The sequence below is a fragment of the Streptomyces sp. Pv4-95 genome (genome assembly GCF_045782725.1).
GTDB lineage: Bacteria > Actinomycetota > Actinomycetes > Streptomycetales > Streptomycetaceae > Streptomyces.
Genome location: NZ_CP127172.1, coordinates 3,963,608 through 3,989,196, shown reverse-complemented (window position 1 = coordinate 3,989,196; position 25,589 = coordinate 3,963,608). Strand labels below are relative to the sequence as shown.

The 25,589-nt window shown below is 71.8% G+C and carries 24 protein-coding genes; 11 read left to right on the top strand and 13 right to left on the bottom strand.

Annotated elements, in window-relative coordinates; all coding sequences use genetic code 11:
* Positions 1-38: 38 nt before the first annotated feature.
* On the top strand, positions 39-914 hold the full coding sequence (locus QOM21_RS17485) for an amidohydrolase family protein (RefSeq protein WP_407551182.1): 876 nt from the start codon (positions 39-41) through the stop codon (positions 912-914).
* A 75-nt stretch (positions 915-989) separates the two neighbouring features.
* Here QOM21_RS17485 and QOM21_RS17480 read toward each other — a convergent pair whose 3' ends face one another.
* On the bottom strand, positions 990-1,535 hold the full coding sequence (locus tag QOM21_RS17480; RefSeq protein ID WP_407551180.1) for an NADPH-dependent FMN reductase: 546 nt from the start codon (positions 1,533-1,535) through the stop codon (positions 990-992).
* An 843-nt stretch (positions 1,536-2,378) separates the two neighbouring features.
* On the opposite strand from QOM21_RS17480, the gene QOM21_RS17475 reads away from it, so the two are divergent.
* The 6 genes from QOM21_RS17475 (at position 2,379) to QOM21_RS17450 (ending at position 11,202) form a co-directional block, all read left to right on the top strand.
* Positions 2,379-3,080, top strand: a complete 702-nt coding sequence (locus tag QOM21_RS17475; RefSeq protein WP_407555707.1) for a response regulator transcription factor — start codon at positions 2,379-2,381, stop codon at positions 3,078-3,080.
* A 301-nt stretch (positions 3,081-3,381) separates the two neighbouring features.
* On the top strand, positions 3,382-4,911 hold the full coding sequence (locus QOM21_RS17470) for a sensor histidine kinase (protein ID WP_407551178.1): 1,530 nt from the start codon (positions 3,382-3,384) through the stop codon (positions 4,909-4,911).
* Between the two features lie 25 nt (positions 4,912-4,936).
* Positions 4,937-6,289: a glycosyltransferase gene (locus tag QOM21_RS17465; RefSeq protein ID WP_407551176.1), complete on the top strand. Its 1,353-nt coding sequence runs from the start codon at positions 4,937-4,939 to the stop codon at positions 6,287-6,289.
* On the top strand, positions 6,286-8,565 hold the full coding sequence (locus QOM21_RS17460; RefSeq protein ID WP_407551175.1) for a glycosyltransferase family 39 protein: 2,280 nt from the start codon (positions 6,286-6,288) through the stop codon (positions 8,563-8,565). The genes QOM21_RS17465 and QOM21_RS17460 overlap by 4 nt, the downstream gene beginning before the upstream one ends.
* Positions 8,566-8,810: 245 nt before the next feature.
* Entirely contained in the window at positions 8,811-10,361 is a 1,551-nt protein-coding gene (locus QOM21_RS17455) for an MFS transporter (RefSeq protein WP_407551173.1), read from the top strand.
* A 70-nt stretch (positions 10,362-10,431) separates the two neighbouring features.
* Positions 10,432-11,202 (top strand): TetR/AcrR family transcriptional regulator, encoded by a 771-nt coding sequence (locus QOM21_RS17450; RefSeq protein ID WP_407551171.1) that lies wholly within the window; start codon positions 10,432-10,434, stop codon positions 11,200-11,202.
* A gap of 112 nt (positions 11,203-11,314) precedes the next feature.
* Here QOM21_RS17450 and QOM21_RS17445 read toward each other — a convergent pair whose 3' ends face one another.
* From QOM21_RS17445 to QOM21_RS17435, 3 genes are all read right to left on the bottom strand, one after another.
* A complete protein-coding gene (locus QOM21_RS17445) occupies positions 11,315-12,157 on the bottom strand; it encodes a YceI family protein (protein WP_407551170.1) in 843 nt (280 codons plus the stop codon).
* A gap of 216 nt (positions 12,158-12,373) precedes the next feature.
* Positions 12,374-14,968, bottom strand: coding sequence for an MFS transporter (locus QOM21_RS17440; RefSeq protein WP_407551168.1), 2,595 nt, complete (start codon positions 14,966-14,968; stop codon positions 12,374-12,376).
* An 11-nt stretch (positions 14,969-14,979) separates the two neighbouring features.
* A complete protein-coding gene (locus tag QOM21_RS17435) occupies positions 14,980-15,453 on the bottom strand; it encodes a MarR family winged helix-turn-helix transcriptional regulator (protein WP_393892919.1) in 474 nt (157 codons plus the stop codon).
* A 277-nt stretch (positions 15,454-15,730) separates the two neighbouring features.
* Here QOM21_RS17435 and QOM21_RS17430 point away from each other — a divergent pair, with 277 nt between their 5' ends.
* The gene (locus QOM21_RS17430) at positions 15,731-15,949 is read left to right on the top strand and encodes a hypothetical protein (RefSeq protein WP_407551166.1); all 219 of its coding nucleotides are present in this window, start codon (positions 15,731-15,733) and stop codon (positions 15,947-15,949) included.
* Positions 15,950-16,096: 147 nt separating this feature from the next.
* Here QOM21_RS17430 and QOM21_RS17425 read toward each other — a convergent pair whose 3' ends face one another.
* Positions 16,097-16,375, bottom strand: coding sequence for a hypothetical protein (locus QOM21_RS17425; protein WP_393892917.1), 279 nt, complete (start codon positions 16,373-16,375; stop codon positions 16,097-16,099).
* 381 nt (positions 16,376-16,756) lie between these two features.
* Here QOM21_RS17425 and QOM21_RS17420 point away from each other — a divergent pair, with 381 nt between their 5' ends.
* Positions 16,757-17,032: a GntR family transcriptional regulator gene (locus QOM21_RS17420; RefSeq protein WP_407551164.1), complete on the top strand. Its 276-nt coding sequence runs from the start codon at positions 16,757-16,759 to the stop codon at positions 17,030-17,032.
* A 316-nt stretch (positions 17,033-17,348) separates the two neighbouring features.
* On the opposite strand, the gene QOM21_RS17415 is transcribed toward QOM21_RS17420, so the two are convergent.
* Positions 17,349-17,699: a hypothetical protein gene (locus tag QOM21_RS17415; RefSeq protein WP_407551163.1), complete on the bottom strand. Its 351-nt coding sequence runs from the start codon at positions 17,697-17,699 to the stop codon at positions 17,349-17,351.
* A 664-nt stretch (positions 17,700-18,363) separates the two neighbouring features.
* On the opposite strand from QOM21_RS17415, the gene QOM21_RS17410 reads away from it, so the two are divergent.
* Positions 18,364-19,311, top strand: a complete 948-nt coding sequence (locus QOM21_RS17410; RefSeq protein WP_407551161.1) for an endonuclease/exonuclease/phosphatase family protein — start codon at positions 18,364-18,366, stop codon at positions 19,309-19,311.
* A gap of 124 nt (positions 19,312-19,435) precedes the next feature.
* On the opposite strand, the gene QOM21_RS17405 is transcribed toward QOM21_RS17410, so the two are convergent.
* From QOM21_RS17405 to QOM21_RS17380, 6 genes are all read right to left on the bottom strand, one after another.
* A complete protein-coding gene (locus tag QOM21_RS17405) occupies positions 19,436-19,909 on the bottom strand; it encodes a VOC family protein (RefSeq protein ID WP_407551160.1) in 474 nt (157 codons plus the stop codon).
* A 126-nt stretch (positions 19,910-20,035) separates the two neighbouring features.
* Positions 20,036-20,830: a hypothetical protein gene (locus QOM21_RS17400; protein WP_407551158.1), complete on the bottom strand. Its 795-nt coding sequence runs from the start codon at positions 20,828-20,830 to the stop codon at positions 20,036-20,038.
* A 127-nt stretch (positions 20,831-20,957) separates the two neighbouring features.
* The gene (locus QOM21_RS17395; protein ID WP_393892912.1) at positions 20,958-21,794 is read right to left on the bottom strand and encodes an RNA polymerase sigma factor SigF; all 837 of its coding nucleotides are present in this window, start codon (positions 21,792-21,794) and stop codon (positions 20,958-20,960) included.
* Between the two features lie 190 nt (positions 21,795-21,984).
* On the bottom strand, positions 21,985-22,794 hold the full coding sequence (locus tag QOM21_RS17390) for an RNA polymerase sigma factor SigF (protein WP_393892911.1): 810 nt from the start codon (positions 22,792-22,794) through the stop codon (positions 21,985-21,987).
* 361 nt (positions 22,795-23,155) lie between these two features.
* A complete protein-coding gene (locus tag QOM21_RS17385; RefSeq protein ID WP_407551155.1) occupies positions 23,156-23,449 on the bottom strand; it encodes a Dabb family protein in 294 nt (97 codons plus the stop codon).
* Positions 23,450-23,513: 64 nt separating this feature from the next.
* Entirely contained in the window at positions 23,514-23,678 is a 165-nt protein-coding gene (locus QOM21_RS17380; RefSeq protein ID WP_393892909.1) for a hypothetical protein, read from the bottom strand.
* Positions 23,679-24,480: 802 nt separating this feature from the next.
* Here QOM21_RS17380 and QOM21_RS17375 point away from each other — a divergent pair.
* On the top strand, positions 24,481-24,975 hold the full coding sequence (locus tag QOM21_RS17375; protein ID WP_407551153.1) for a hypothetical protein: 495 nt from the start codon (positions 24,481-24,483) through the stop codon (positions 24,973-24,975).
* Positions 24,976-25,029: 54 nt separating this feature from the next.
* Here QOM21_RS17375 and QOM21_RS17370 read toward each other — a convergent pair whose 3' ends face one another.
* Positions 25,030-25,581, bottom strand: a complete 552-nt coding sequence (locus QOM21_RS17370; RefSeq protein WP_407551151.1) for a hypothetical protein — start codon at positions 25,579-25,581, stop codon at positions 25,030-25,032.
* Positions 25,582-25,589: the final 8 nt, after the last annotated feature.

Here is a 25,589-nt window from a genome sequence, read left to right as displayed (position 1 = left end):
CACTGCCCGGTGGTCGCGAACTGCGGGAGGGGCCGGGCATGGCGGACGGCGATGAGCGGGTCGGCGCCTTCTGGCGGGAGCTGGGGCTGCCGGGCCTGATCGATGTGCACACGCACTTCATGCCCGAGCGGGTGATGGCGAAGGTCTGGGCGTACTTCGACGCCGCCGGACCGCTGGTCGGCCGGCCATGGCCGATCAGCTACCGGTTCGAGGAGGACGAACGGCTGGCGGTGCTGCGCGGGTTCGGCGTACGCGCCTTCACGTCGATGATCTATCCGCACAAGCCCGGCATGGCGCGATGGCTGAACAGCTGGGCGGCGGACTTCGCGGCCCGGACGCCGGACTGCCTGCGGACGGCGACGTTCTTCCCCGAGGACGGCGCGGCCGAGTACGTACGGGCGGAACTCGCCGACGGAGCACGGGTGTTCAAGGCCCATGTGCAGGTCGGCGGATACGACCCGGGCGATGCGCTGCTCGACCCGGTGTGGGGAGCCCTGGCGGAGGCCGGGACGCCGGTCGTCATCCACTGCGGGTCGGGCCCGGCGCCTGGCAAGTACACCGGCCCCGAGCCGATCGGCCGGCTGCTGGCCCGCCATCCCAGGCTGCGCCTGATCATCGCGCACCTGGGCATGCCCGAGTACACCGATTTCCTGGACCTGGCGCAGCGCTACCCGGGTGTGCACCTCGACACGACGATGGCGTTCACCGACTTCGCCGATCGGATCGCCCCCTTCCCGCACGCCGAACGCGCCCGGCTCGCGGAACTCGGCGACCGGGTGCTGTTCGGCAGCGACTTCCCCAACATCCCCTACGGGTACGCCCATGCCCTGGAGGTCCTGCTCCGGCTGGAGTTGGGCGACGACTGGCTTCGGGGGGTTTGTTACGGGAACGGGGCGCGGTTGTTCGGGATCTGAGGGGTTGGGGGCGGCGGCGTGGGGCCCGGGGGGACTGGGGCCCGGGGGGACTGAGTGGCCGGGGTGACCGGGTGATCAGGGTGTGGCGGCAGCGGTGGCGGCTGCGGTCAGGTGGGACATGGCCGTGCGGAGGTCGGCGAGGGTCGCCTCGTCCTTGACGCGGTCCGTCGCGGGGTCGATCAGCGGCCCGACGGCCGGGATCTCGCGGCAGGCCGCGGTGACGATCGAGCCCGTCATCATCCGCAAGGTCTCGCGGAGTTGGGCGTTGGCGTGGTCACCGCCGGTGGGGAACGGCGAGGCGGTGATCACGGCGATCGGCTTGTGGACGCATTCGCCGCTGCTGACCAGCCAGTCGAGGGCGTTCTTCAGGACTCCGGGGACGCCGTGCGCGTACTCCGGGCTGACGACGAGTACGGCATCCGCGGCGCCGACGGCGGCCCGGAGCGCGGCCACGGGAGCGGGCGGCACGGCGTCCTCGCCGTCCAGGTCGGGGTTGAAGTGCGGGAGCGCGCCGATGTCCGCGGTGGTGGCGGCACCGTCGAAGAAGTCGAGGGCGGAGCGCAGTACAGCGCTGTTGGAGGAGCGGGCGCGGAGGCTGCCGGAGAGTGCGAGGAGCTTCATGCCGTGACGGTACGACGGTGACGGCAGCGGCGTGGCGAGAAGGCCGAGAGCGGCGGCAAGTGCGCTCTCGCGGTGCGTAGTTGCTGGTCAGGGCGATTGTCAGTGGTGGGTGTCATCCTGAGGGTGTGCTGATCGGGCTGGACCGCTCGGGGGGCGGCCCAGGCCGGTTGCACAGGTCGGTTGCACAGGGGGACCCGTCCGATTGCGCGCGGGCTCGGGCCGGTTGCGCAGCCGGCCCGGGTGGGGGGCGGGGCCGGTGGGGTGGGACTGCTGGGGGGAGAGGCTGCTGGGGGGTCTGCCGGGGCAGGGCATCCGGCGGGACGGGGATGCGGGGCCATGGGATAGGGGGATCGGGGGGAGTGCCGGGGTGGGGCGGGGCCGGGTGGTTGTAGGTGCGCGCAGGTAGGGGGCGGTGCGGGCGCTGAGTGCGGGATGTGGGCGCGGGGTTGGGGGCGCGGAGTCGGGTGGCTTGGGGGAGTGAGGGGGGTCGGGGGAGGGGGAGGGGAGCCCCCCCCCGGGCCCACCCCAGGCCCCCCGGGCCCACCCCAGCGGCTTTTCTCAGGTAATTCACAGAAACCCGCAAGGGTGCTCTCACGGGGGCTGGTCACGCTCAAGGGCATGACCGCCACTCCGTCGTCCCCAGTGTCGTCCGCCGCCCTGTCCGCCACGGCGCCTGCGGCATCCGCGGCGTCCACAGTGCCCACCGGGGCCGTGGCCACCTCGCCCGAGGCTCCCGCCCCGCCCAGGCCCACCAGGGCCGCGGGCGGCGGCCGCTCGGCCACCACCCGGGCCGCCGCCGCGAACGGTGCGCCGGCGCGGGCGCCCGGGAAGCAGCCGGAGCTGCTGCGGGCCGACGGCAGCCCGGTGCGGGTGCTGGTCGTGGACGACGAATCCTCGCTCGCCGACCTGCTGTCGCTCGCGCTGCGCTACGAAGGCTGGGACATCCGGTCGGAGGGCGACGGAGCGGGCGCGCTGCGCGTGGCCCGCAGCTGGCGTCCCGATGCGGTGCTGCTCGATGTGATGCTGCCGGACATGGACGGGCTGACGGTCCTCGGACGGCTGCGCCGCGAGCTGCCCGACGTCCCGGTGCTCTTCCTGACCGCGAAGGACGCCGTGGAGGACCGCATCGCCGGGCTCACGGCGGGCGGCGACGACTACGTCACCAAGCCGTTCAGCCTGGAAGAGGTGGTGGCGCGGTTGCGTGGGCTGCTCCGCCGGGCGGGCGCGGCCGCGGCGCGCAGCGAGTCCCTGCTCACGGTGGGCGATCTGGTGCTCGACGAGGACAGCCACGAGGTGTGGCGGGAGGGCCGGGAGATCCACCTGACGGCCACCGAATTCGAGCTGCTGCGGTATCTGATGCGCAATCCGCGCCGGGTGCTGAGCAAGACGCAGATACTCGACCGGGTGTGGAGCTATGACTTCGGCGGACAGGCCAACGTCGTGGAGCTGTACATCTCGTATCTGCGGCGGAAGATCGACGCGGGTCGGGCCCCGATGATCCACACGCGGCGTGGCGCGGGCTATCTGATCAAGCCGGGCGGGTAGCGAGCCGATGGTCCCCCCGGACACCACCACCCCTTCAGGGAGTTCCGGCCCATCCGGCCCATCCGGCCCATCCGGCCCATCCGGCCCGCCGTACCCGCGCGATCCCTCGGCCCCGCGCGATCCCTCGGCCCTGCGCGACCCGTCCGACTCGCTCAACCCGTCCGACCCGCGCGACCCGACCACGCCGTCCGACTCGCCGACCAGGTCCGATCGTCCCCCGCCCCCCTCCTCGGCCTCCGCCCCACCGCTCAGCCACCCCCGCCCGACGAGCCCCACCCGCCCGGTGCGCCCCACGCGCCCGATGCGCCCTGCTCGCCGTCGCTGGTCCCTGCGTACCCGGCTGGCCGTTTCGGCGGTCGCGCTGATCGCCGTCGTCGGGGCCGTCATCGGGACGGTCACCACCATCGCGCTGCACTCCTACCTCCAGGGCCAGTTGGACGAAAAGGTGCGGGACTCCGTCGTCCGCGCCCAGGCGCCCCGGCCGCACGACCCGCTGCACTCGTCGAGCCTCGATTTCGTCGCCATGGGCGGCCAGCCCTTCGGGACGGTCGGCGCGCGCGTCGGGCCCGGCGGCACGATCGAGGACGGCGCCAAGAGCAACCGCTCCGCCGGCCGCCTGCCCACGGAGCGCATGGAAGCGCTGACCGCGGGGCAGGCGGCGGCGCTCAACGCCGTGCCGCGGGACGGCTCCCCGCACACCACCGAGCTGCCCGGACTGGGCGACTACCGCGTGGAGTCCTCCAAAGACGGCGCCCTCGTGGTCGGCATGCCGCTCGGCGACGTCCAGCAGACCGTCGGCAGGCTGGTCGCCGTCGAGGCATTTGTGACGGTCGCGGGGCTGGTCGCGGCCGGGATCGCGGGCGCCGCCATGGTCGGCATCGCCCTGCGGCCGCTGCGCCGGGTCGCCGCCACCGCCACCCGGGTCTCCGAACTCCCCCTGCACCAAGGAGAGGTGGCGCTGCACGTCCGGGTACCGGCGTCCGAGGCGGACGCGCGGACGGAGGTCGGGCAGGTCGGTGCCGCGCTCAACAGGATGCTGGGGCACGTCGGTTCGGCGCTTTCCGCACGTCAGGAGAGCGAGATGCGGGTGCGGCGCTTCGTCGCCGATGCCAGCCACGAGCTGCGCACACCGCTCGCGTCCATCCGGGGCTACGCCGAGCTGACCCGGCGCGGGAGGGAGCAGCCCGGCCCCGAGACCCGGCACGCCCTGGGCCGTATCGAGTCCGAGGCGGAGCGGATGACGGGGCTGGTGGAAGACCTGCTGCTGCTGGCCCGGCTCGATTCCGGGCGCCCGCTCTCGTACGAGAGCACTGATCTCTCGGCGCTGGTCGTGGACGCCGTGAGCGACGCGCGGGCCGCCGGACCCGGTCACGGGTGGCGGCTGGAGCTGCCGGAGGAGCCCGTGCTGGTGCACGGCGACGGTGGCCGGCTCCAGCAGATCCTGGTGAACCTGCTGGCCAACGCCCGTACACACACGCCGGAGGGGACAACCGTCACCGCGCGTCTGTGTGCCGCGGGCGGTGGACCCACCGCCCGCCTGGAGGTGGCGGACGACGGGCCCGGCATTCCGCCCGCCCTCCTGCCGCACGTCTTCGAGCGGTTCGCGCGCGGCGACGCCTCCCGCTCGCGGGCCGCGGGGAGCACCGGGCTGGGCCTGGCCATCGTGCAGGCGGTGGTCGCCGCGCACGGCGGCACCGTCACCGTGGACAGCGCGCCGGGCCGGACGGTCTTCGCGGTCGCCCTTCCCGCGGCCCGCGCCGCCGTGCGCCCGGCCGTCGCGGCCGCTGCGCACCACTCACAGCCCGGCCACAGGCTCAGCACACCGACGTGACAGCGGGGTTGGCGAGTGTCGTCGCATGACGACGACACAGCCGGCCCGCACCCCACTGGGCTCCCTGCCGCCACGCGAGCATCTGCGCCTCGGTCAGATCGAGACGGTTCTCGATGTCGTGATCCCCGTCTACAACGAGGAGAGCGACCTCGAACCCTGCGTGCGACGGCTTCACCAACACCTCACCCGCACCTTTCCGTACGGCTTCCGGATCACCATCGCCGACAACGCGAGCACCGACCGCACCCCCGAGGTCGCCGCCCTGCTCGACGACGCGATCGACGAGGTCACGGCCGTGCGGCTGGAGCAGAAGGGGCGCGGCCGTGCCCTGCGCACCGTGTGGACGCACTCCGATGCGCCGGTGCTGGCCTATATGGACGTCGATCTCTCGACCGACCTCAATGCCCTGCTGCCGCTGGTGGCGCCGCTGATCTCCGGGCACTCCGATCTGGCGATCGGCTCGCGGCTGGCGCGCAGCTCGCGGGTGGTGCGCGGCCCCAAGCGGGAGTTCATCTCGCGGATGTACAACCTCATCCTGCGCGGTTCGCTCGCCGCCCGGTTCTCCGACGCGCAGTGCGGCTTCAAGGCGGTGCGCGGTGACGTCGCCGAGCGGCTGCTGCCGATGGTGGAGGACACCGGCTGGTTCTTCGACACCGAGATGCTGGTGCTGGCGGAGCGGGCCGGGCTGCGGATCCACGAGGTGCCCGTCGACTGGGTCGATGACCCCAACAGCACCGTGCACCTCGTACGGACGGCGACCGATGACCTCAAGGGTGTGTGGCGGGTGGGGCGGGCGCTGGCGACCGGCGGGCTGCCGCTGGACCGGCTCGCCCGGCCCTTCGGCGACGATCCGCGCGACCGAGAGGTGCCGGGTGTGCCGGGCGGGCTGGCCCGTCAGCTCGTCGGGTTCTGTGCGGTCGGTGCCCTGAGCACCCTGCTCTACCTCGGCCTGTACTCCCTCTTCCGCCTCGGCATGGGGCCGCAGGGCGCCAACGCGGCCGCGCTGTTGGTGTCGGCGATCGGCAACACGGCCGCCAACCGCCGGCTGACCTTCGGCGTCCGGGGCCGGGACCGTGCGGTCCGCCACCAGGCCCAGGGGCTGGTGGTCTTCGCCATCGGACTCGCCCTGACCAGCGGTTCCCTCGCGGCGCTCGACGCCGCCACCGGTCATCCCTCGCACGGCACCGAACTCGCCGTGCTGGTGGCCGCCAACCTCGCGGCGACGGTGCTGCGGTTCCTGCTCTTTCGCGCCTGGGTCTTTCCCGACCCCGAGCGCCGCGACGAGCTGACCGCGCCCGACGCCAGGACCGAACTGAACGCCCCCGGCGCGCCGTACGCGCAGTCCGGCCTGAACGACCTCACCAGGAGCACCCGATGACCCCGCCCCAGGCCGGCACGCCGGCCCAGCCGTCCTTCCCACCGCAGCACCCGGTGAGAGCGCTGACGCCCGTCGCCGGTGACGCCGGTGCCGGGCCGGAAGCTCCGGGCTCCCCGCCCGAGCCCGCCGCCCCGCCCGTCCGCCGCTACGAGCCCCGCCCGGGGCCGCGCGGGCTGCCCGAGCGGATCGTGCGCGGCCGTCCGGAGGACACGCGCTGGGCGCGTCCCGCCCTGCTGGCACTGCTGGTGGTCACGGCCGCGCTCTACCTGTGGAACCTCTCGGCGTCCGGTTACGCCAACCAGTTCTACTCGGCCGCCGTACAGGCGGGCAGTGAGAGCTGGAAGGCGTTCTTCTTCGGCTCCTCCGACGCGGCCAACGCCATCACCGTGGACAAGCCGCCGGCCGCGCTGTGGCCGATGGCCCTGTCCGTGCGGCTCTTCGGGCTGAACTCGTGGGCGGTCCTGGTGCCCGAGGCCCTGATGGGGGTCGCGACGGTCGGGGTGCTCCACTCCGCCGTGCGGCGCAGGTTCGGCGCCGGGGCGGGGCTGCTGGCGGGCGCGGCGCTGGCGTTGACGCCGGTCGCGGCCCTGATGTTCCGGTTCAACAATCCCGACGCGCTGCTGTGCCTGCTGATGGTCGGCGCGATCGCCGCCGTGCTGCGTGCCCTGGAGGACGGGCGGACGAAGTGGCTGCTGATCGCCGGCCTCTGCTTCGGCCTCGGCTTTCTGACCAAGACGCTCCAGGCGTGGCTGATCCTGCCGCCGTTGGCCCTGGCCTATCTGTGCTGCGCGCCGGTCGCGCTGCGCCGCAGGTTCGGGCAGGTGCTGCTGGCCGGCCTTGCCGTCGTGGTGTCCGGCGGCTGGTGGGTGGCGATCGTCGAGCTGTGGCCGGCGTCCTCGCGCCCGTACATCGGCGGTTCGCAGAACAACAGCTTCCTTGAACTGACCTTCGGCTACAACGGCTTCGGCCGGATCACCGGCAACGAGACCGGCAGTGTCGGCGGCGGAGGCGGCGGCCGGGGCGGCGGTGGCGGTGGCTGGGGCGAGACCGGTGTCACCCGGTTGTTCTCCTCCGACATGGGAGGCCAGATCTCGTGGCTGCTGCCTGCTGCGCTGATCCTGCTGGTCGCCGGTGTGTGGGTGCTGCGCCGGGCCCGGCGGGCCGTGGACGCCGAACGGGCCGGTCAGCGGGCGGAGTTCCTCGTCTGGGGCGGCGCGCTGCTGATGACCTTCGCGACCTTCAGCTTCATGTCCGGGATCTTCCACCAGTACTACAACATCGCGCTGGCGCCCTACATCGCGGCGCTGGTCGGCATGGGGGCGACGCTGCTGTGGCGGAGCGGGGGGCGGTTCGCCTCGGTCGTCCTCGCGGTGACGGTCGCGGCGACGGCCGGCTGGTCGTACGTCCTGTTGAACCGCTCGCCGGACTGGCTGCCGTGGCTGCGCTGGACGGTCTTGGCGCTCGGCGCGCTGACGGTGCTGGGTCTGCTGTTCGGGGCGCGGGCGGGTCGCCGGTTCGCGCTGCTGGCGGCCGGGCTGGGGGTGGCGACCGCGCTGGCCGGCCCGGTGGCGTACACGCTGACCACGGTCGACACCCCGAAGAGCGGTTCGATCATCACGGCCGGGCCTTCGGTGCAGGGCGGCCGCGGCGGTCCTGGCGGCGGTGGCTTCCCCGGGGGCGGCCGGCCCGGGGGCGGCGCGATGCCGGGCGGTCCGGGCGGCGGCCAGGCCCCCGGTGGCCAGGGCCAGGCCGCACCCGGTCAGGGCGCCGGGCCGGGCCAGAAGCAGGGCCGGGCGCAGGGGCAGTTCCCCGCGCCGGGTGCCGGTCAGGGGCAGGGCCGGACCGGCAAGCAGGGCTTCCCCGGTCGGATGGCCGGCTCCGCGGAGCGCGGCGGCAGGATGGGCGGCGGTATGGGCGGTCTGCTCAACGGCAGCAAGGTCGGCGACAAGGCGAAGGCGCTGCTGGAGAAGGACGCCGAGGACTACACCTGGGCCGCCGCCGCCATCGGCTCCCAGAATGCCGCGAGCTACCAACTCGCCACGGAGAAGCCGGTGATGGCGATCGGCGGCTTCAACGGCAGTGACCCCTCGCCGACCCTGGGCCAGTTCAAGGAGTACGTGGCGGAGGGGAAGATCCACTACTTCATCGCCGGTCAGCAGGGCGGTCCCGGCGGCGGCCAGGGCAGCTCCTCGAAGATCACGTCGTGGATCGAGAAGACCTTCAAGAAGGTCACCGTCGGCGGCGCGACCTTCTACGACCTGACGCACGAGGTCTGACGGCGACCGGGCCGGGCCACCCGGCTCGGCCCCGCGAAAGCCGTCCCGCGAAAGCCGTCCCGCGAAGGCCGTCCCGCGAAGGCCGTCCCGCGAAGGCCGTCCCGCGAAGGCCGTCCCGCGAAGGCCATGGGGATCCTCGCAGGCCGGGCCCCCGAGGAGTCGCCCGGCCGGAATGCAATGTACGGCGTATAACGGCTCCCTGTACGGTGTAAGCCTCGCCGCTCGCACCGTACAGGGAGCCCCGTATGTCCCCCGTGGCCGCCGACGCCACCGCCACCCTCGGCCCGCCCGGCCGGCCCGCCACCCGCTGGCTGATCCTGGCCGTCATCTGCGTCGCCCAGCTCACCGTCGTCCTCGACAACACCGTGCTGAACGTCGCCGTGCCCTCCCTCACCGAGGAGATGGGCGCGACCACTGCCGACGTCCAATGGATGATCAACGCCTACTCCCTGGTGCAGTCGGGCCTGCTGCTCACCGCGGGCAACGCCGCCGACCGCTACGGCCGCAGGAAGATGCTCGCCGTCGGCCTGGTGCTGTTCGGCATCGCCTCGCTCGGCGCCACGCTCGCCCAGTCGCCGGGTCAGCTGATCGCCGCCCGCGCCGGCATGGGCGTCGGCGGCGCCCTCCTGGTGACGACCACGCTCGCCGTCGTCATGCAGATCTTCGACGACGCGGAGCGGCCCAAGGCCATCGGCATCTGGAGCTCCGTCAACTCCCTGGGCTTCGCCGCGGGCCCGCTGATCGGGGGCGCGCTGCTCGACCACTTCTGGTGGGGCTCGCTGTTCCTGATCAACCTGCCCGTCGCGGTGATCGCCCTGGTCGCCGTGGTCACGCTCGTCCCCGAGTCCAAGAACCCCCTCGGCGAGCGCCCGGACCCGCTCGGCGCGCTGCTGTCCATGATCGGCATGGTCGGGGTGGTCTTCGCGATCATCTCCGGTCCGGTGTCCGGCTGGCTCTCGGAGCGGGTGCTGATCTCCGCCGCCGTCGGCCTCGTCGGCCTGGCCGTCTTCGCCCTCTGGGAGCTGCGGATCCCGCACCCGATGCTGGACATGCACTTCTTTCGCAACCGCCGCTTCATCGGTGCCGTCTCCGGCGGCATCCTCGTCGCCTTCGGGATGGGCGGCTCGATGTTCCTGCTGACCCAGCATCTGCAACTCGTCCTCGGCTACGGCCCGTTGGACGCCGGACTGCGGATGGCGCCGCTCGCCGTCACCGTCATCCTCGTCAACTTCACCGGACTCGGCGCCCGCCTGACGCCCCGCCTCGGCACCCCCGGGATGATCGTCTCCGGCATGACGCTGCTCGCCGCGGGCCTCGCCGCCGTCTCCACTCTCGGCGGCGCGAGCTACGGCGGCATGCTGACCGGGCTGATCGTGATGGGCGTCGGCGTCGCCTTCGCCATGCCGACGATGGCGAACGCCATCATGTCCGCGATCCCGCCCGCCAAGGCCGGCGTGGGCGCGGGAGTCAACGGCACGCTGATGGAATTCGGCCAAGGTCTGGGCGTCGCCGTCCTCGGCGCGGTCCTCAACTCCCGCTTCGTGGCGCTGCTGCCGGCCGTCGCCGCGGGCGCCGGGTCGCTGCCCGCCGCACTCGCCGAAGTCCGCAGCGACGCCGACCGCGCCGCCGTCCACGACGCCTTCGCGGCGGGCATCGGCACCAGCCAGCTGGTCGGTGCCGCCGCCGTGTTCGCCGGTGGGCTGCTCGCCGCGGTGATGCTGCGCCGGGCGGAACGCACCGGCGAGGCGGGCCGGACGGCAGCCGGATCCGAACCCGCCGTCGCGGCGGCGGAATAGCATCGGCGGTGAGTGATCCGTACGACCCGGTACGGCACGAACCGCGAGGCAGCGAAAAGGAAGGGGCGCCATGGCAGCGACGGACGGCGGCGCCGGGAAGCGGCCGCACAGCGTCTGGCTGACCGAGCGCCCCCCGCTCACCCGGAAGGCGGGCCAGCCGGCCGGCCTGGACCTCGACAAGATCGTCGCGGCCACGGTCCGGCTGCTGGACTCCGAGGGCCTGGCGAAGTTCTCGATGCGCCGGCTGGCCGCCGAACTCGGCGTCACGGCCATGTCGGTCTACTGGTACGTCGACACCAAGGACGACCTGCTGGAGCTGGCCATGGACGCGGTGGCCGGCGAGATGACCCTGCCGGACGAGTCGCCCGCCGACGCCGACTGGCGTGACCAGCTGCGCGTCCTCGCCACCGGCTACCGCGACATGCTGCTGCGCCACCCCTGGGCGGCGCGGCTGCTGGGGGAGTTCCTCAACGTCGGCCCGCGCTCGACGGCCTTCTCCAACGCCACCCTGCGGGTGATGGCCCGCAGTGGTCTGAGCGTGGAGCGGACGTCCGGCGCGCTGGCGTCCGTCTTCCACTTCGTCTACGGCTTCTCGACGATCCGGGCGCTGCACGAGGCGCGCTGCCGGGCCGCCGGGGTCGCGCTGGACGACTACTTCGAGCTGGTCGTCGCCGCGATCTCGGACCGCCCGGAGTTCGCCGAGACGATGGAGCTGTCCACCCGGGCCGCGTACGCCGGCGAGGGCCGCAGCGCTCTCGACATGCTGGACCGGGACTTCGCGTTCGCGCTCGATCTGCAGATCGCGGGGATCGAGGCGATGCGGGACCGGCCCGGGGACTGACGTCCGACGGAAAAGGAGCGGTGACGCGGACCGCCGTCCGCGTCACCGCTCCCGCCCGGCCGGCCGCTCATGCTGGCCGGGCCCGGGGACCGCTCCATGATCCCCGGGGGTCTCAGCCGGTCGGCAGGCTCTCGCCCTGGACCGCCTGGATGTCCAGCTCCACCTTCAAGGTGGTGCCGATCGCGGCGATACCGGCCGCCACGACCTGGTTGTAGTTCATCTTGAAGTCCTCACGGCGCAGCTCCGCGGTGGCGCGGAACGCCGCACGCACCCCGCCCCACGGGTCGGGACCGGTGCCGAGGTAGCTCAGGCCCAGGTCGACGGGCCGTACGACACCGTGCAGGGACAGCTCGCCGTGCACCGTCCAGCGGTCGGGGCCGGCCGGTGCGAGACCGTTGCTGCGGTAGCTGATCTGCGGGTACTGCTCCACGTTCAGGAAGTCCTCGGAGCGCAGGTGCCCGTCGCGCATCCCGTTGCCGGTGTCGACGGTCGTGGCGTCGATGACCGCCTCGACGGTGGACTTCTCCAGGTCCTCGGCGATCTCGATCCGGCCGCTGAACGCGGTGAACCGGCCGTGCACGCTGGAGATGCCCAGGTGCTGGGCGACCGCGGCCACCGTCGAGTGCATCGGGTCGATCGTCCACGTCCCGGGCGGCGGCAGTTCCGCGCCGCCCTGCCGCGCCAGCACCACCGTGCCGACGTCCATCCGGCCGCTCGCCGTCACGATCGCGGTGGAGGCGGCCGGGGCGTAGCCGACGGCCGTCGCGATGACCGTGTACGGGCCCGCGGGCAGCGGCTGTTCACTGCGGACGGCGCCTTCCTCGTCCGCTGCCTCGCGCAGTACCTGTGCGCCCGTCATATCGGTGACGGTCAGTACGGCGTGCTGAACCGCCCAGCCGTCCCGTGTGCGGACCTGCGCCCGTAGTCCCGCAGCTCCCGCGCCCGTCGAAGTCATTACCTCTCCCGTTGTTGCCTGATGGGTCCCCGTGCTCGCGAGAAGTGTCGGGAGCTCGGGGGAATGTCGGGCTCCGGACGGCGGCGTGCAGGCCGTCCCCTGCCTGTGCGCACGGCCGCCGCCGGAGCCCTGGGGTCCGGGCGCGGGGCGCGTCTCCGCTCAACGCGCGCCCCGTGCCCGGGGTTTCGCATCCCGGGTGGTGCACCCGGGGCCGGGTCAGTCCCCGGGGTGGGCGAGTTCGACGTCGTAGCCGTCGACCCCGCGTGCGTCGACCGCAAGGCCGCTGGCGACCGGCGGGTAGCCGCTCGCGATGACCGTGTAGTCGCCGGCGTCGAGGTCGGTGAAGGCGTACGCGCCGTCCTCGCCGGTGGTCGAGGTGGCCACGACGTTGCCCGCCGCGTCCACCAGCGTCACCCGGGCGTCGGGCAGCGGGCGGCGGGCGCCGCTCGGGCTGCCCGCCCGCACGATGCCCTGCACCCGCGCGCCCGACAGCAGCTCGACCTCGATCCGGGTCGTGCCCTGGCCGCCGACCTCGACCGGCAGTGCGGTCGGCCGGTAGTTGGCGGCGTTCACCGCGACGGTGAAGGTCCCGGTGGTCAGCTCGTCGAAGGTGAAGTGGCCCTGCTCGCCGGTCTTTCCGGTGGCGATGACCTCGCCGCGGACGTCGGTGACGACGACCATCGCGCCGTCCACCGGCTCGCCGGTGACCGCGCTGCGGACCTGGCCGCCGAGGCCGCTGGTACCGCTGAGCAGGATGTCGTAGCCGTACGGCTCGTCGCCGACGACGACCGTGGACGCCTGCGGCTGGTGGCCGTCGGCCGCCGCGATCAGCACGTACGAGCCGGCGCCGGGGGCGTTCAGCACGTACGAGCCGTTGGCCTGGGCCACCGAGCGGCCCAGCTGACGCCCGCCGAGCGAGATCAGGGTGACCGCCGAGCGCGGCACGGGGTTGCCCTCCGCGTTGCGCACGAAGCCGTGGATCGCGGAGCCGGCCGGGGTGGTGTCACCGCCGGCGGACGCGAACGCCGCCAGGGGCTGGGTGGCCGCCGCGGTGGCGGGCTGTGCCCAGGACGGCGTGCGGCCGTCGCTGTCGGAGGGGTCGGAGCCGAGCGACGGGGCGCCGACCAGGGCGGGCTCCCGCTCCTCGGCCTGCGCCGCAGCGGCCGAGGCCGGCGCCGCGGCCGGGGTGCCCGCGCCGTCCTCGTCGGACGCGCTCTGGGCCAGTCCGCCGCGGGTCTTCAACGCGACCTCCTTGATGAACAGGGTGAAGAGGAAGGCGAGCAGCGCGCAGGGCGCCGCGTAGAGGAAGACGTCGGCGACGCCGTGTCCGTAGGCGCTCTCCATGACCGTGCGGATCGGGGCCGGGAGGGAGTCCAGGTCCGGGATGCCGCCGCCGCTGCTGCCGGCCTTGGCGGCCGCCTGCGCGCCCTTGGGGCCGAGTTCGGTCAGGCCGTCCTTGACGTAGTGGGTGACGCGGTTGGCGAGCACCGCACCGAGCGCCGAGACGCCCACCGCACCACCGAGGGAGCGGAAGAAGGTGACGACGGACGAGGCGGAGCCGAGGTCCTCGGGCGCGACCTGGTTCTGCGTGCACAGGACCAGGTTCTGCATCATCATGCCGATGCCCAGGCCCATCAGGGCCATGAAGATCGCGATGTGCCAGTACTCGGTGTCGTAGCGGATGGTGCCCAGCAGGCCCAGGCCCGCGGTCACCAGCACACCGCCGGCGACCAGCCAGGCCTTCCACTTACCGGTCTTGGTGATGATCTGGCCGGAGACCGTCGAGGAGATGAACAGGCCACCGATCATCGGGATCGTCATGACACCGGACATCGTCGGCGACTTGTCGCGCGCCAGCTGGAAGTACTGGCTGAAGAAGACGGTGCCGGAGAACATCGCGATACCGACGAACAGCGAGGCCAGCGACGCCAGGGTGATCGTCTTGTTGCGGAACAGCCGCAACGGGATGATCGGCTCCTTGGCCTTGGACTCGACGAAGACGAAGATCGCGCCGAGCACGACCGCGCCGCCGACCATCGCGGCGGTCTGCCACGACATCCAGTCGTACTTGTCGCCGGCCAGCGTCACCCACACCAGCAGCAGCGAGACCGCCGCGCTGATGAAGAAGGCGCCCGCCCAGTCGACCTTGACGCCCTCACGCTTGATGACGGGCAGCTTCAGGGTCTTCTGCAGCACGATCAGCGCGATGATCGCGAACGGCACGCCGACGTAGAAGCACCAGCGCCAGCCGAGCCAGTCGGTGTCGGTGATGACGCCGCCGAGCAGCGGACCGCCGACGGTGGCGACGGCGAAGGTGGCGCCGAGGTAGCCGCTGTAGCGCCCGCGCTCACGCGGCGAGATCATCGCGGCCATCACGATCTGGGCCAGGGCGGACAGACCGCCCACGCCTATGCCCTGCACCACACGGCAGGCGATCAGCATGCCGGTGTTCTGCGAGAGGCCGGCCACGACCGAGCCCGCGACGTAGATGACCAGGGAGACCTGGACCAGCAGCTTCTTGCTGAACAGGTCCGAGAGCTTGCCCCACAGCGGGGTGGTCGCGGTCATCGCCAGCAGCGACGCCGTCACGACCCAGGTGTAGGCGCTCTGGCCGCCGTCGAGGTCGTGAATGATCTCGGGCAGCGCGTTGGAGACGATCGTCGACGAGAGGATGGCGACGAACATGCCGAGCAGCAGCCCGGACAGCGCCTCCATGATCTGACGGTGCGTCATGGGCGCCCCGTTGGAAGCGGAGCCGCCCCCATGCTTGGCGTGGCCGCCCCGCACACCGGCTGGTGTGGTCGTAGCCATGTAGTTCCTTTTCATCCTGCGGGTGTACGGGTGGTGGAGTCGTGGTGCGCCCGGGTGCGGCAGTCGCCGAAGCTCGTGCGGAGCCTGGCGAGCAGCTCGACGAGCTGTCCGACGTCGGCGTCGGACCAGTCGTCCAGATACCGGGCGAGCGATTGGGTGTAACGCTCGGAGAGCTCCGTCAGGAGTTCCTTGCCGCTCGGTGTCAGGCGCAGCAGCCGCGACCGCTTGTCCGCCGGATCCGGCTCGCGCGCGATCCAGCCGCGGTCGGCGACATGGGCGACGTGCCGGCTGGTCACCGACATGTCGATGGCCAGCAGCTCGGCGAGCTGGCTCATCCGCATCTCGCCGTGCCGGTCGAGAAGGGTGAGCACACCTGCCGAGGCGGGCGGGCAGTCCTGGGGGAGGATCCGGCCCATTTCACGCTTGACGGCACCGATGGCACTGAGTTGCCTGGCCAGCTCTTCGTACTGACTTCGAGCGGCCATGGGCTCCTCCACGCATGTTTTGTTGCTTAGGGCAACCATAGGCTCAGTTGGTTGCTGAAGGCAAACTGTTTCCGGCCTTCAGGAGTAAAGGGAGCGAAAAGACTCCGCCTGTCGCCGGTCAAAGGCCGCGCGGCGCTCCGTAAAGGTGCAGGTCAGGGGCGTAAGGGGTGGATGGGGCGCGATCCGTGAGCGCCGCGTGTCGGCCACGTGTCCGAGCGGTGCACGGTGCGCGCCCCAGGGGTGCCCCCGAGGGCCTGGTTCGCTAGGGTCCTTCTCCATGGCGACCAACCCGCAGAACCAGCCCGAAGGCAACTACGATCCGGCGGGCAGCACCCAGATGTTCCGCGCCTTCGTGGACGAGGGCGGGGTCCCGCAAGCGGGCAGCCGCGCCGCGGCCCCGCAGCAGGCGCAGGGCGGTCCGCGCGTGGGCCTCATCGTCGGCGTGATCGTCGCGATCCTGGTCGTGGCCGGAGCCGCCTGGCTGGCGCTGTCGTAACGCCACGGCGGGCCCGTGAACGGCCCGCCCCCGCACATGCCACCCCGTACGGACAGGGCCCGGTGACACCCCTCACCGGGCCCTGATTGCTCCCCACGGGCGCCCCGGCGCGCACCACGAGCCGTCGCGCGTCAGTCGTTCCGCGCCTCAGCCGATCCGCATCCCGCGGCTCTCGGCCACCCGCAACGCATCCCGCAGCGCCTCGCGCAATCGGTGGACGCAGAAGCGCAGTTCGTCGACGGTGGCCCCCCGGCCCGCGGCGACCAGATCGGCGGCATGCCCGAGCAGCTCCGCCCCCGTGTCGAGCTGTACTTCCTCCAGGTGGTCCGCCAGCTGCGACACATAGCCGTCGCCCTCGCCGCCGACCACGTAGCACCGCTGTCCGTCCGGCCCCGCCCACGGCAGCAGACGCATCCCCTCGCTCATGAGGACACCGCCATCTCGCGCAGGAAGGCCCGCTCGCGCCTGGCCTCCGCGTATGCGAAGGCCACGAGGTAGGGGCGCACGAGGGGGGTGGCGTCGCCGTCGAGGGGGGATTCGGGGCGGGTGCGTCCGGCCGGTCGCGCAAGCCGGGCCGGCCGAGAGTCCCGAGGCGGGTGGGCGGCGGCCGGGCTTGTGGACCTTCCCCTTAATCGGGCGATGAGGCTACGCATAAGGTTCTGCATGTCGACGCTCCTTGGGTGGCGTTGGCCATGCCCCGGGACCGTTCCAGCGGTCGCCGGGGTCTTCGCGCAACTCACTCTAGTGCACTCTGGTACCCCTTGGTACCTCTCGCCTGCCATGCGATGCCGTGCCTACCTTGGTCAGGTGATCGAATTTGCCCCGGACCGGCCGCGATGGCGCCGGGTCGCCGACGTGATCCGTCAGCGCATCGCAGACGGCACCTACCCGCCCGGTACTCGCGTCCCGTCCGTGGTCGAAATGCTGGAGGAATTCGGCATCGCCACCACCACGGGTCAGAAGGTGCACCGTGGGCTGCGGGCGGAAGGGCTGATCTACACCGAACCCGGTATGGGCTCGTTCGTCTCGAAGAACCTTCCGGCGGGCCGGCACGAGTCCGGCGAGAACCCGGGCGACGCCTAGAGCAAGCAGCCCGGCGGGGTCCTTCGTGGCGAAGCGCCGACCGCAGGAGCCGAACGGCACCGCCTGACGTCGTCGGTCGGCCGCGGCAGGACCGGGTCGCCGCGCCCCTGAACTGCCGTCTCCGGCGCACAGCATGAAGTGGTGGCCGTGGGGTCAGGGGCGTTGACCGGTTGGCGGGGTGCTCGGACGGGTGGCGCCGGGCTGGTCCAGGGGGCGCCGCCGTCAGGCCACTTCAGCTCGACGTGCTGCTTCTCGTCGGGCGGCGCGAGCAGCACCGCGCCCGGCTGCCCCCAGTTGCTCTCTGCCGGGCCGGGCCTCACAGCCACCGCACGGCTGCCTCCACGCTGTCGCCGATGCTGGTGTTGAAGGCGATCGCTGCCCTTGGTGCGTGCTGCCGGACCAGGTTCACGACCTGCTCGAAGAACGTCAGCAGAGGTTCCGGCTTGCGGATCCCGCCCCCGATGACGACGACGTCCCAGTCTCGTTCGGACAGCGCCGCGACCACCATGGACTCGGCCGATTCGTCCGGCGCGATCAGCGCCATGGAGGCTTCGACGCCATGTTCGCGAAAGCGGGCCATTTCCCTGTCCAGGACCGCGCGCATGGCGTCCCCGTCCATACCGGGCACGGCGTGCGGGTCGAAACCGACAATGAGAGCAGAAGGCATGCTCTGCATGACGATCCGCCGCCCGCTCCGGTTCCGTTGAACGAAACTGCCATCCGGGCTCGACATCACCTGGGACTTCAGGCGCCACGGGCGACGACCCGTGAGCCGGGAGCTCCGCTCGCCGCCGCGTAACGCCCGGTCGGACGCGACCCGGGGCGACGCCGGACCCTGCTGGGCGCCGCTGCGTCCCGCCCTGAATCTGTGCACAGCGCATCTGCCGATCCGGCTTCTCCCGGAAGCGCTTCGCGGCCCGAGGGCCGGCCCGCGTAGGCGCCGCACCCCGATGCCGGGTCTCCGTTCACCCCTCGTAGCATCCCCCGACGACTGCACCACACGCCGCCTACCTGCAACAAAGCCGACTCGCCGGGTTCTTGGCGTTTCCTACTGCCGCCGCATCTCGCAACGCGCAACGGACGCGGCTCACTTCCGCCGGTCTCGCCCGGACGCCTTGACGCACCCAACTTGTTCAGACATGTTCATTAGGTATGCCCCCTGTCACGGCCCTGCAACAGACACCCTCGCGGGGCAAGGAATGGAGTTTGGGGCTCCGGCCCTCGGCAAGAGGCGACGGACAGGAAGGGCCGGGCGATGGCCTGCCATCCCCGGCTGCTGCCCCCCACACGACTGCCGGTTCTTCCCGGCGTACGAGAGAAGAGAGCCTTACGTGAGCAACAGTGCGATGCCCTCGGACGACTCGAAGACCCCCAAGGTCAAGCGGCGCCTGGCCTTCGGCCTGGTCGGCGGCGTGGCGACGCTGGCGGTGGCGGCGACCGCGGTGGCCGCCACCGGCGGAGCCGCCGCCGAGGAAGGGGGCTCGTCGGCGAAGTCCCTGAAGGTGATGAGCCTGAACACGTGGCACGGCGGCGCAAAGGTCCCGGACGGGGTCAACAAGATCACGAAGCAGATCAAGGCGTCCGGCGCCGACGTCGTCGCGCTCCAGGAGTCCTCCAGTGACGTCGCCGAGAAGATCGCCGGCAACCTGGGGTGGAAGTACCACACGGCCAGCGGCTCGGACGTCGACCTCTTGAGCCGTGAGCCGATCGAGAAGACCGACTGGTTCTCGCAGGAGTCCTCCGGCGCGAAGGCGATCGCCGCCAAGATCCAGGGCGTCTGGGTGTACTCGATACACCTCGACTACACCAAGTACGGCCCGTACAACGCCTGTTTCGACCAGGACAGCTACGAGAAGATCTACGCGGACGAGGCCGGCCGCAAGGCGCAGGCCAAGGCCATCGCGCAGTGGACCGGGTCGTCGCCCGCGATCGTCGCCGGCGACTTCAACACGCCGTCCCACCTGGACTGGACCGCTGCGACCAAGGACAAGCACTGCAACTCGGCGGTCGAATGGCCCGCGACCAAGGCGTTCGCGGACAAGGGGTTCAAGGACTCCTACCGCGAACTGCACCCGGACCCTGCCAAGGACCCCGGCAACACCTGGTCCCCCGTGACCAAGGAGAACAGCGACTACGGCAACAAGCCGGAGCCGCAGGACCGCATCGACTTCGTCCTGCACAGGGGTGGCTCGCTCAAGCCCGGCACCTCCCGGACCTACGGAGGCGGCTCGGACTGGCCCTCCGACCACCTGGCCGTCGTCACCACCTTCACCTTCTGAGCCGCCCGTAGCCGCCTGCGCGCGGAGGCCGGCGCATCCGCCCGCCCCGGGGCCGCGATTCCCCTCGCGGCCCCGGACTCGCGACACGATGCCGGACGCACTCCGCCAGGCCGGCGGGTGGCCTCTAGGCCCGGTCGGCGGCGGCCAGGAGTGCGGCGATGTCGATCTTCTTCATGCCGAGCATCGCCTTCATGGCGCGCTGGCCGCGCTCCTGGTCCGAGCCCGTCAGCAGCTCCATCATCACGACGGGGGCGACCTGCCAGGACAGGCCGTACTTGTCCTTCAGCCATCCGCAGGGCCCCTCTTCGCCGCCCTCGGAGAGCTTCTCCCAGTAGTAGTCGATCTCGTCCTGGTCGGCGCAGTTGATCAACAGCGAGATCGACTCGTCGAAGGTGAAATCCGGGCCGCCGTTGATCGCGGTGTACTCCTGGCCGTCGAGCAGGAAGTCGACGGTCAGCACCATGCCGGCCTCGCGCGGGCCCGCCTCGCCGAAGTAGGTGATGTCCTTGATCCGGGAATTGGGGAACACCGAGACGTAGAACTCGGCGGCTTCCTTGCCCTGGGTGTCGAACCAGAGATTGGGCGTGATCTTGGGCATGGCACTCTCCTGGTGTCGTCGGCCGGTGTGCCGTCACCAGTTCTGACGGTCGCACCGACCGAAAGTCATCGCCAGCCGGGCGACGACTTCGCCGGGTGCCGGGTGCCGCGCGCCCCGGGGCCCGGGTCACTTCCAGGTGAAGCTCACGTCCCGGGTGTCGATGTGCATGCCGAGCGGCACCCGCCAGGCGTCCACGCACACCCGCCAGCTGCCGGTCTTCTTCTCGCCGGGGTCGAGGGGCAGCGGGAGGCGTTGGGTGGAGCGGAGGGTGGCCCAGTCGACGCCGAGGCCGCCGATGACATGGGTGCCGAAGGAGACGCTGCCCGAGGTCACCGGGCGCTTGCCGGCGTTGAGGAAGTCCAGGGTGACCTTCTCGCACCAGCGGACGTCCGTACCGGCCAGGTCCTTCGCACCGATCAGCAGGCCCGCGGGGGCACCGGGTCCGGCCGGGAGGGCCGGCGAGGGCGGCTCGGGCGCGGGGGAGCCGTCTCCGGGGGAGTCCGGAGGGTCGCCCGCGTCGTCGGAGGGGCCGGCCGGGCCGGAGTCCTGCGGCGGGGGCGAGGAGCCGGGCGGAGCAGAGGGCGAGTCGCCGCCCCTGCCACCGGTGTCCTTCGAGGAAGGGTTGGGAGAGGAGGAAGAGGCGCCGGGGGTGCCTTCGGGGCGGTCGTGGGCGTCGCGGGAGTCCGCGCCGGTGCGCGATCCCGGCCCCGTGCGCGGTGCGCGGTCACCGTCGCCGTCCAGGGGAGTCAGCTCTACCCCGGCATCCGGCGGTACGGCCTTCGTCGGCGCCCGTTCGTCCGCGGGACCTGCCGCGCCCACCGCGGCATAGCCCTCCTCGGCCGCGCTCCCGCAGCCGGTGAGCAGAACTCCCAGGCACAGCAAGGCCGCCGAGGCGGAGGCAACAGTCATCGTCCGTCGCATCGGGCCAGTGTTGCTGACGAGCCGTCAGGTGTACAGACGTCGTACGGCGTCCCGTGGGCATGCCGTACGGCCGTCTTCAGCTGTCCGCCGAGCGGCGCGAGGAGCCGTCCCCCCGGCGGACCTGACCTCAGTCGGCGATGAGCCCTTCGCGCAGCTGCGCCAGGGTGCGGGTGAGAAGCCGGGAGACGTGCATCTGGGAGATGCCGACCTCCTCGCCGATCTGGGACTGCGTCATGTTGGCGAAGAAGCGCAGCATGATGATCTGGCGCTCCCGGGGCGGGAGTTTGGCCAGCAGCGGCTTGAGGGACTCGCGGTATTCCACGCCCTCCAGCGCGGTGTCCTCGTAGCCGAGGCGGTCGGCGAGGGAGCCCTCGCCGCCGTCGTCCTCGGGGGAGGGGGAGTCGAGGGAGGAGGCGGTGTAGGCGTTGCCGACCGCCAGGCCGTCGACGACGTCCTCCTCCGACACCCCGAGTGCCAGGGCGAGTTCGGGGACGGTCGGGGACCGGTCGAGCTTCTGCGCGAGTTCGTCGCTGGCCTTGGTGAGGGCGAGCCGGAGCTCCTGCAGCCGGCGGGGCACCCGCACCGACCACGACGTGTCGCGGAAGAAGCGCTTGATCTCACCGACCACGGTCGGCATCGCGAACGTCGGGAATTCCACGCCGCGTTCGCAGTCGAAACGGTCGATCGCCTTGATCAGGCCGATCGTGCCGACCTGGACGATGTCCTCCATCGGCTCGTTGCGGCTGCGGAAGCGGGCCGCGGCGTAGCGGACGAGCGGGAGGTTCAGTTCGATCAGGGTGTCGCGGACGTAGGTCCGCTCCGCGCAGTCCTTGTCGAGCGTGGCCAGCCGCAGGAAGAGGGAGCGGGAGAGCGTGCGGGTGTTGATGGCGTCGTCGTCGTGCACGTGCGGTGCTGGCGCGGGAATCGCGGGAAGCACCTTCGAGCTGCCCAGTTCTACGGACATGCCACCCCCTTGAGGTCGCGGGTCGGGTCGCTGCAGCGTCCCCGGACCGAGGCGGACCGAGGAGTGATGCCTCCACCTGAATACCGGAGGCAGCGCCACGGCAAACGCGGTTCCTGCAGAATGTCACATGTCGGCAACACGCTGTAGCGCCAAGTCGACATATCTGCGCGGGGAGGGTCGCTCGTCCCGGTTAGGCTTCGATCCTGTTTGCGGATCGCAGCCTGGCGAAGCTCCGCGACAGTAGCCGCGAGACATGCATCTGCGACACCCCCAGCTCCGCGCTGATCTGTGACTGCGTCAGATTGTTGTAGTAGCGCAGCAGGAGGATTCGCTGTTCGCGTTCGGGCAACTGGACCAGGAGATGGCGTACGAGGTCCCGGTGCTCGACGCCGGCCAGTTCGGGGTCCTCGTATCCGAGGCGGTCCAGCAGGCCCGGCAGGCCGTCGCCTTCCTGGGCGGCCTCCAGTGAGGTCGCGTGATAGGACCGGCCCGCCTCCAGGCAGGCCAGGACCTCGTCCTCGCCGATCTTGAGGCGCTCGGCGATCTCGGCGGTGGTGGGGGACCGGCCGTGCAGCACGGTCAGGTCCTCGGTGGCCCCGTTGACCTGCACCCACAGCTCGTGGAGACGGCGCGGCACATGCACGGTGCGGACATTGTCTCGAAAGTAGCGTTTGATCTCGCCGACGACGGTCGGCATCGCGAACGTCGGGAACTGCACGCCGCGGTGCGGGTCGAACCGGTCGATGGCGTTGATCAGTCCGATCGTGCCGACCTGGACGACGTCCTCCATCGGCTCGTTGCGACTGCGGAAGCGGGCCGCGGCATAGCGGACGAGCGGCAGGTTCGCTTCGATCAGCGCGGCGCGGACCCGGGTGTGCTCAGGGGTGCCCGGTTCGAGGCCCGTCAGTTCCGCGAACAGCACCTGCGTGAGCGCCCGCGTGTCCGCGCTTCGGCTCTCGCGGGATGGAGCCTTTGGCGCAGTACGGGCCGTCACGTTCACGCCACCCTTCACAGTGCATGTATCCGGCAAAAGCGGTCATAGCATCACAAGACATGTGCACTGTGTGCAAGCACCCCATAACTCCGTGTTGACTGACGAGTTGGAGGGTGCGGAAGGTGTGCGTTGTTGCAGGTGCGGCGCGCCACGGAGGCCGGTGGGGGCTGGGTGACGCGTGGGGTGCCGCAGGAGCGCTTCGCGCGGTCATTCCGGAGGCGGGCGGGGTGAGCGCGCCGCCAGGGCGCGTGCGGGCCGCAGGGGGGCGCGCCGCAGGGTGGATGCGCCGTCTCGACGGCGGGCCGGTGGACATGACAAAGCCCCGCGCCCGTAGGGGCGAGGGGCTCGGCGTGCGGAGCGACCGCGCTCAGAACTCGTAGTCGGCGATCACCCAGGTGGCGAACTCGCGCCACTGTCCGGCGGCCGCCTGATGGGCCGGGTGCTCCACGTAGCGCTTGAGGGCGTCGGTGTCGGCCACCGCCGAGTTGATCGCGAAGTCGTAGGCGATCGGGCGGTCGGTGATGTTCCAGGCGCACTCCCAGAACTGCAGCTCCGGGATCAGGCCCTCAAGTTCCGCGAACGCGCGGACGCCGGCCTGCACCCGCTCCTCGTCGCGGGAGACACCTTCGTTGAGCTTGAACAGGACCAGGTGGCGGATCACTGGGGCCTCCGTGCGGCGGACGATGCGCAGCCGGACCGGCCGGCCGGCTGGGGCGCCCAGCAGGTCAGGCGACCAGCTGGGTCATGAACTCGCCGACGCCCTGAGCAGCGGACGAGATGCCCTCGAAGCCTATCTGGACGAGATCCGCGGCCCGTCCCGGGGACGTGATGATCGTGTAGAGCACAAAGACGATGACCAAATACAGCGCGATCTTCTTCGCTTGCACCATCAGTCCCGTCTCCCCTGCGGCAGTACCTGCAGTTCCCGAATGCAGTCGGGCGAGTGTAACCACAGGTGTTCGATCGTGGCAGGCCCGGCCATCTCCTCCCGCTCCGGGGCCGTGGGCCGCCCCGCCGCCGGCTCCCGGCGGAGACGGGACCAAAGTCCCGCCAAGCGGGGCCTTTCGACTGCCTGTTGGGAAAGGGGCGGCGGGCACGATGGAAGAGGTGGCCGACGGACCTGGCAGGAGTCCGCAGGCCCCGGGACCGGCCTCACTGCGGGGTCCGCGCCGCGCCCCGAGTACGGCGCGGGCTGGAGGCCCGTCCACCCGGGGGAGATGGCCCGCTCACGCGCGCCGTCTCCCCCGCCCGAAAGGGCACCCCTCTGCAACCGCCCCCGCGGCACCCCGCGTCTCCCACCCCGCACGACGCCTTCAAAGGCATCATGTACGCGACAGATTCAGGCGTGGCGGTACGGCAGCGAGCCGGGCGCGACGCGGAGCCGACGGGACGAAGGGGGCACGCGGCCCGACGATGAAGCTCGACAGGGATTCGCGCAGCCACACCCGCCCACGGCACCGCATGCGCCGTGACGCCGCCCGGCAAGACACCGGCCGGCCCGGTTCGCGCGCCCCAACGCTCGCCACGCCCATATCGCGCTCGACAAACGGCTGTTCGGGCTGCGCGGCAGCCGAGCGGTTCACGACACGGACGGCACAGCGCTCCGCACCCGGAGGCCCAGCCCTCCACCGGAGCGCTTCGCACCGGCCCGTCGCGGCTGACCGGGCATCCGAGGGGGAAGGAACCTTCACCATGAACTCCACACACCGGCATACGGATTCACCACGCGCCGAAGCGCAGCGATCCACCGGACGCCTGCCGCGCCGCCGCCCGGCCGCCGTCCTGGCGCTGCTGCTCGGCCTGTTCGCCGCGGCCGCCGCACCGGCCGCGGCCGCGGGTCACGCCGAGACCGCACCCCGCACCGCGCCGGCCGTCCGGCACGCCACCGTGGACGCACGCCCGGCCACCTCCGCCGCGGGCACGGCACGAGCGGCCTCCCTCACCTCCTCCCACCGCTCCTCGTCCGGGCATCACACAACGCACGCTCGGACGGTCTTCAAGTCCAAGGGATCCAAGGGGTCCAAGAAATCCAAGGGGAGGTCGAGCACCCGCGGCTTCTTCAAGTTCTTCAAAAAGGGCGGCATCATCGCCCTGGTGGTGGGCGTCGTCTTCATCGGCCTCCTGATCCTCCTGATCTGGCTGGCCGTCCGCACCGTCCGCCGCGCGGTACGCGGGCGCAACGGCTGACAGGCCCGCACCGGGGGCCGCGGGCACGCCCCGCGGCCCCCGCCGGCCGCGGCTTCAGTAACCGCAGGAGGCCGTCGCGTTCGGGCCGGTGGCCGTGGCCGTCTTCGCCTGCGCGCCGTCCACGGACACCGAGCAGGTCGCGGTTCCGCCGCCCGCGCCGAGCGTGAGGGTGAGCGCGCCGCCCTTCACCAGACCCTCGCCCTGCATCTCCTTCACCCACGGCAGGGTGCGCGCCGTTTCCTGACTTGTGGACATGTCATCGCCACGCCAGGTCGAGTAGGTGACGGCGACATCCTTCGCGTCTCCCGTGACCTTGTAGCTGACCTGCACCGTCTTGGTGATCTCGTCCGTGACGTCGGACACCATCACCGCGACGGCGGCGGCGCAGCCACCGACCAGCAGCAGACAGAGCCCCAGCACCACCCACGGCCACGCCCGCTTCCGCGGCTGCCCCGACCCGCCCGGCGGTGCTCCGTACGGGGGAGGCCCATCGGCGGGCGGGCCCCAGCCCCGCTGGCGCGGCGGGACGGGCCGACGGGGTCCCCAGCCCCGGCCCCGCCCCTCCCGGTCCGGCTCGGGGCCCTGCCCCGGACTCCGTTCGCTCATGCACTCAA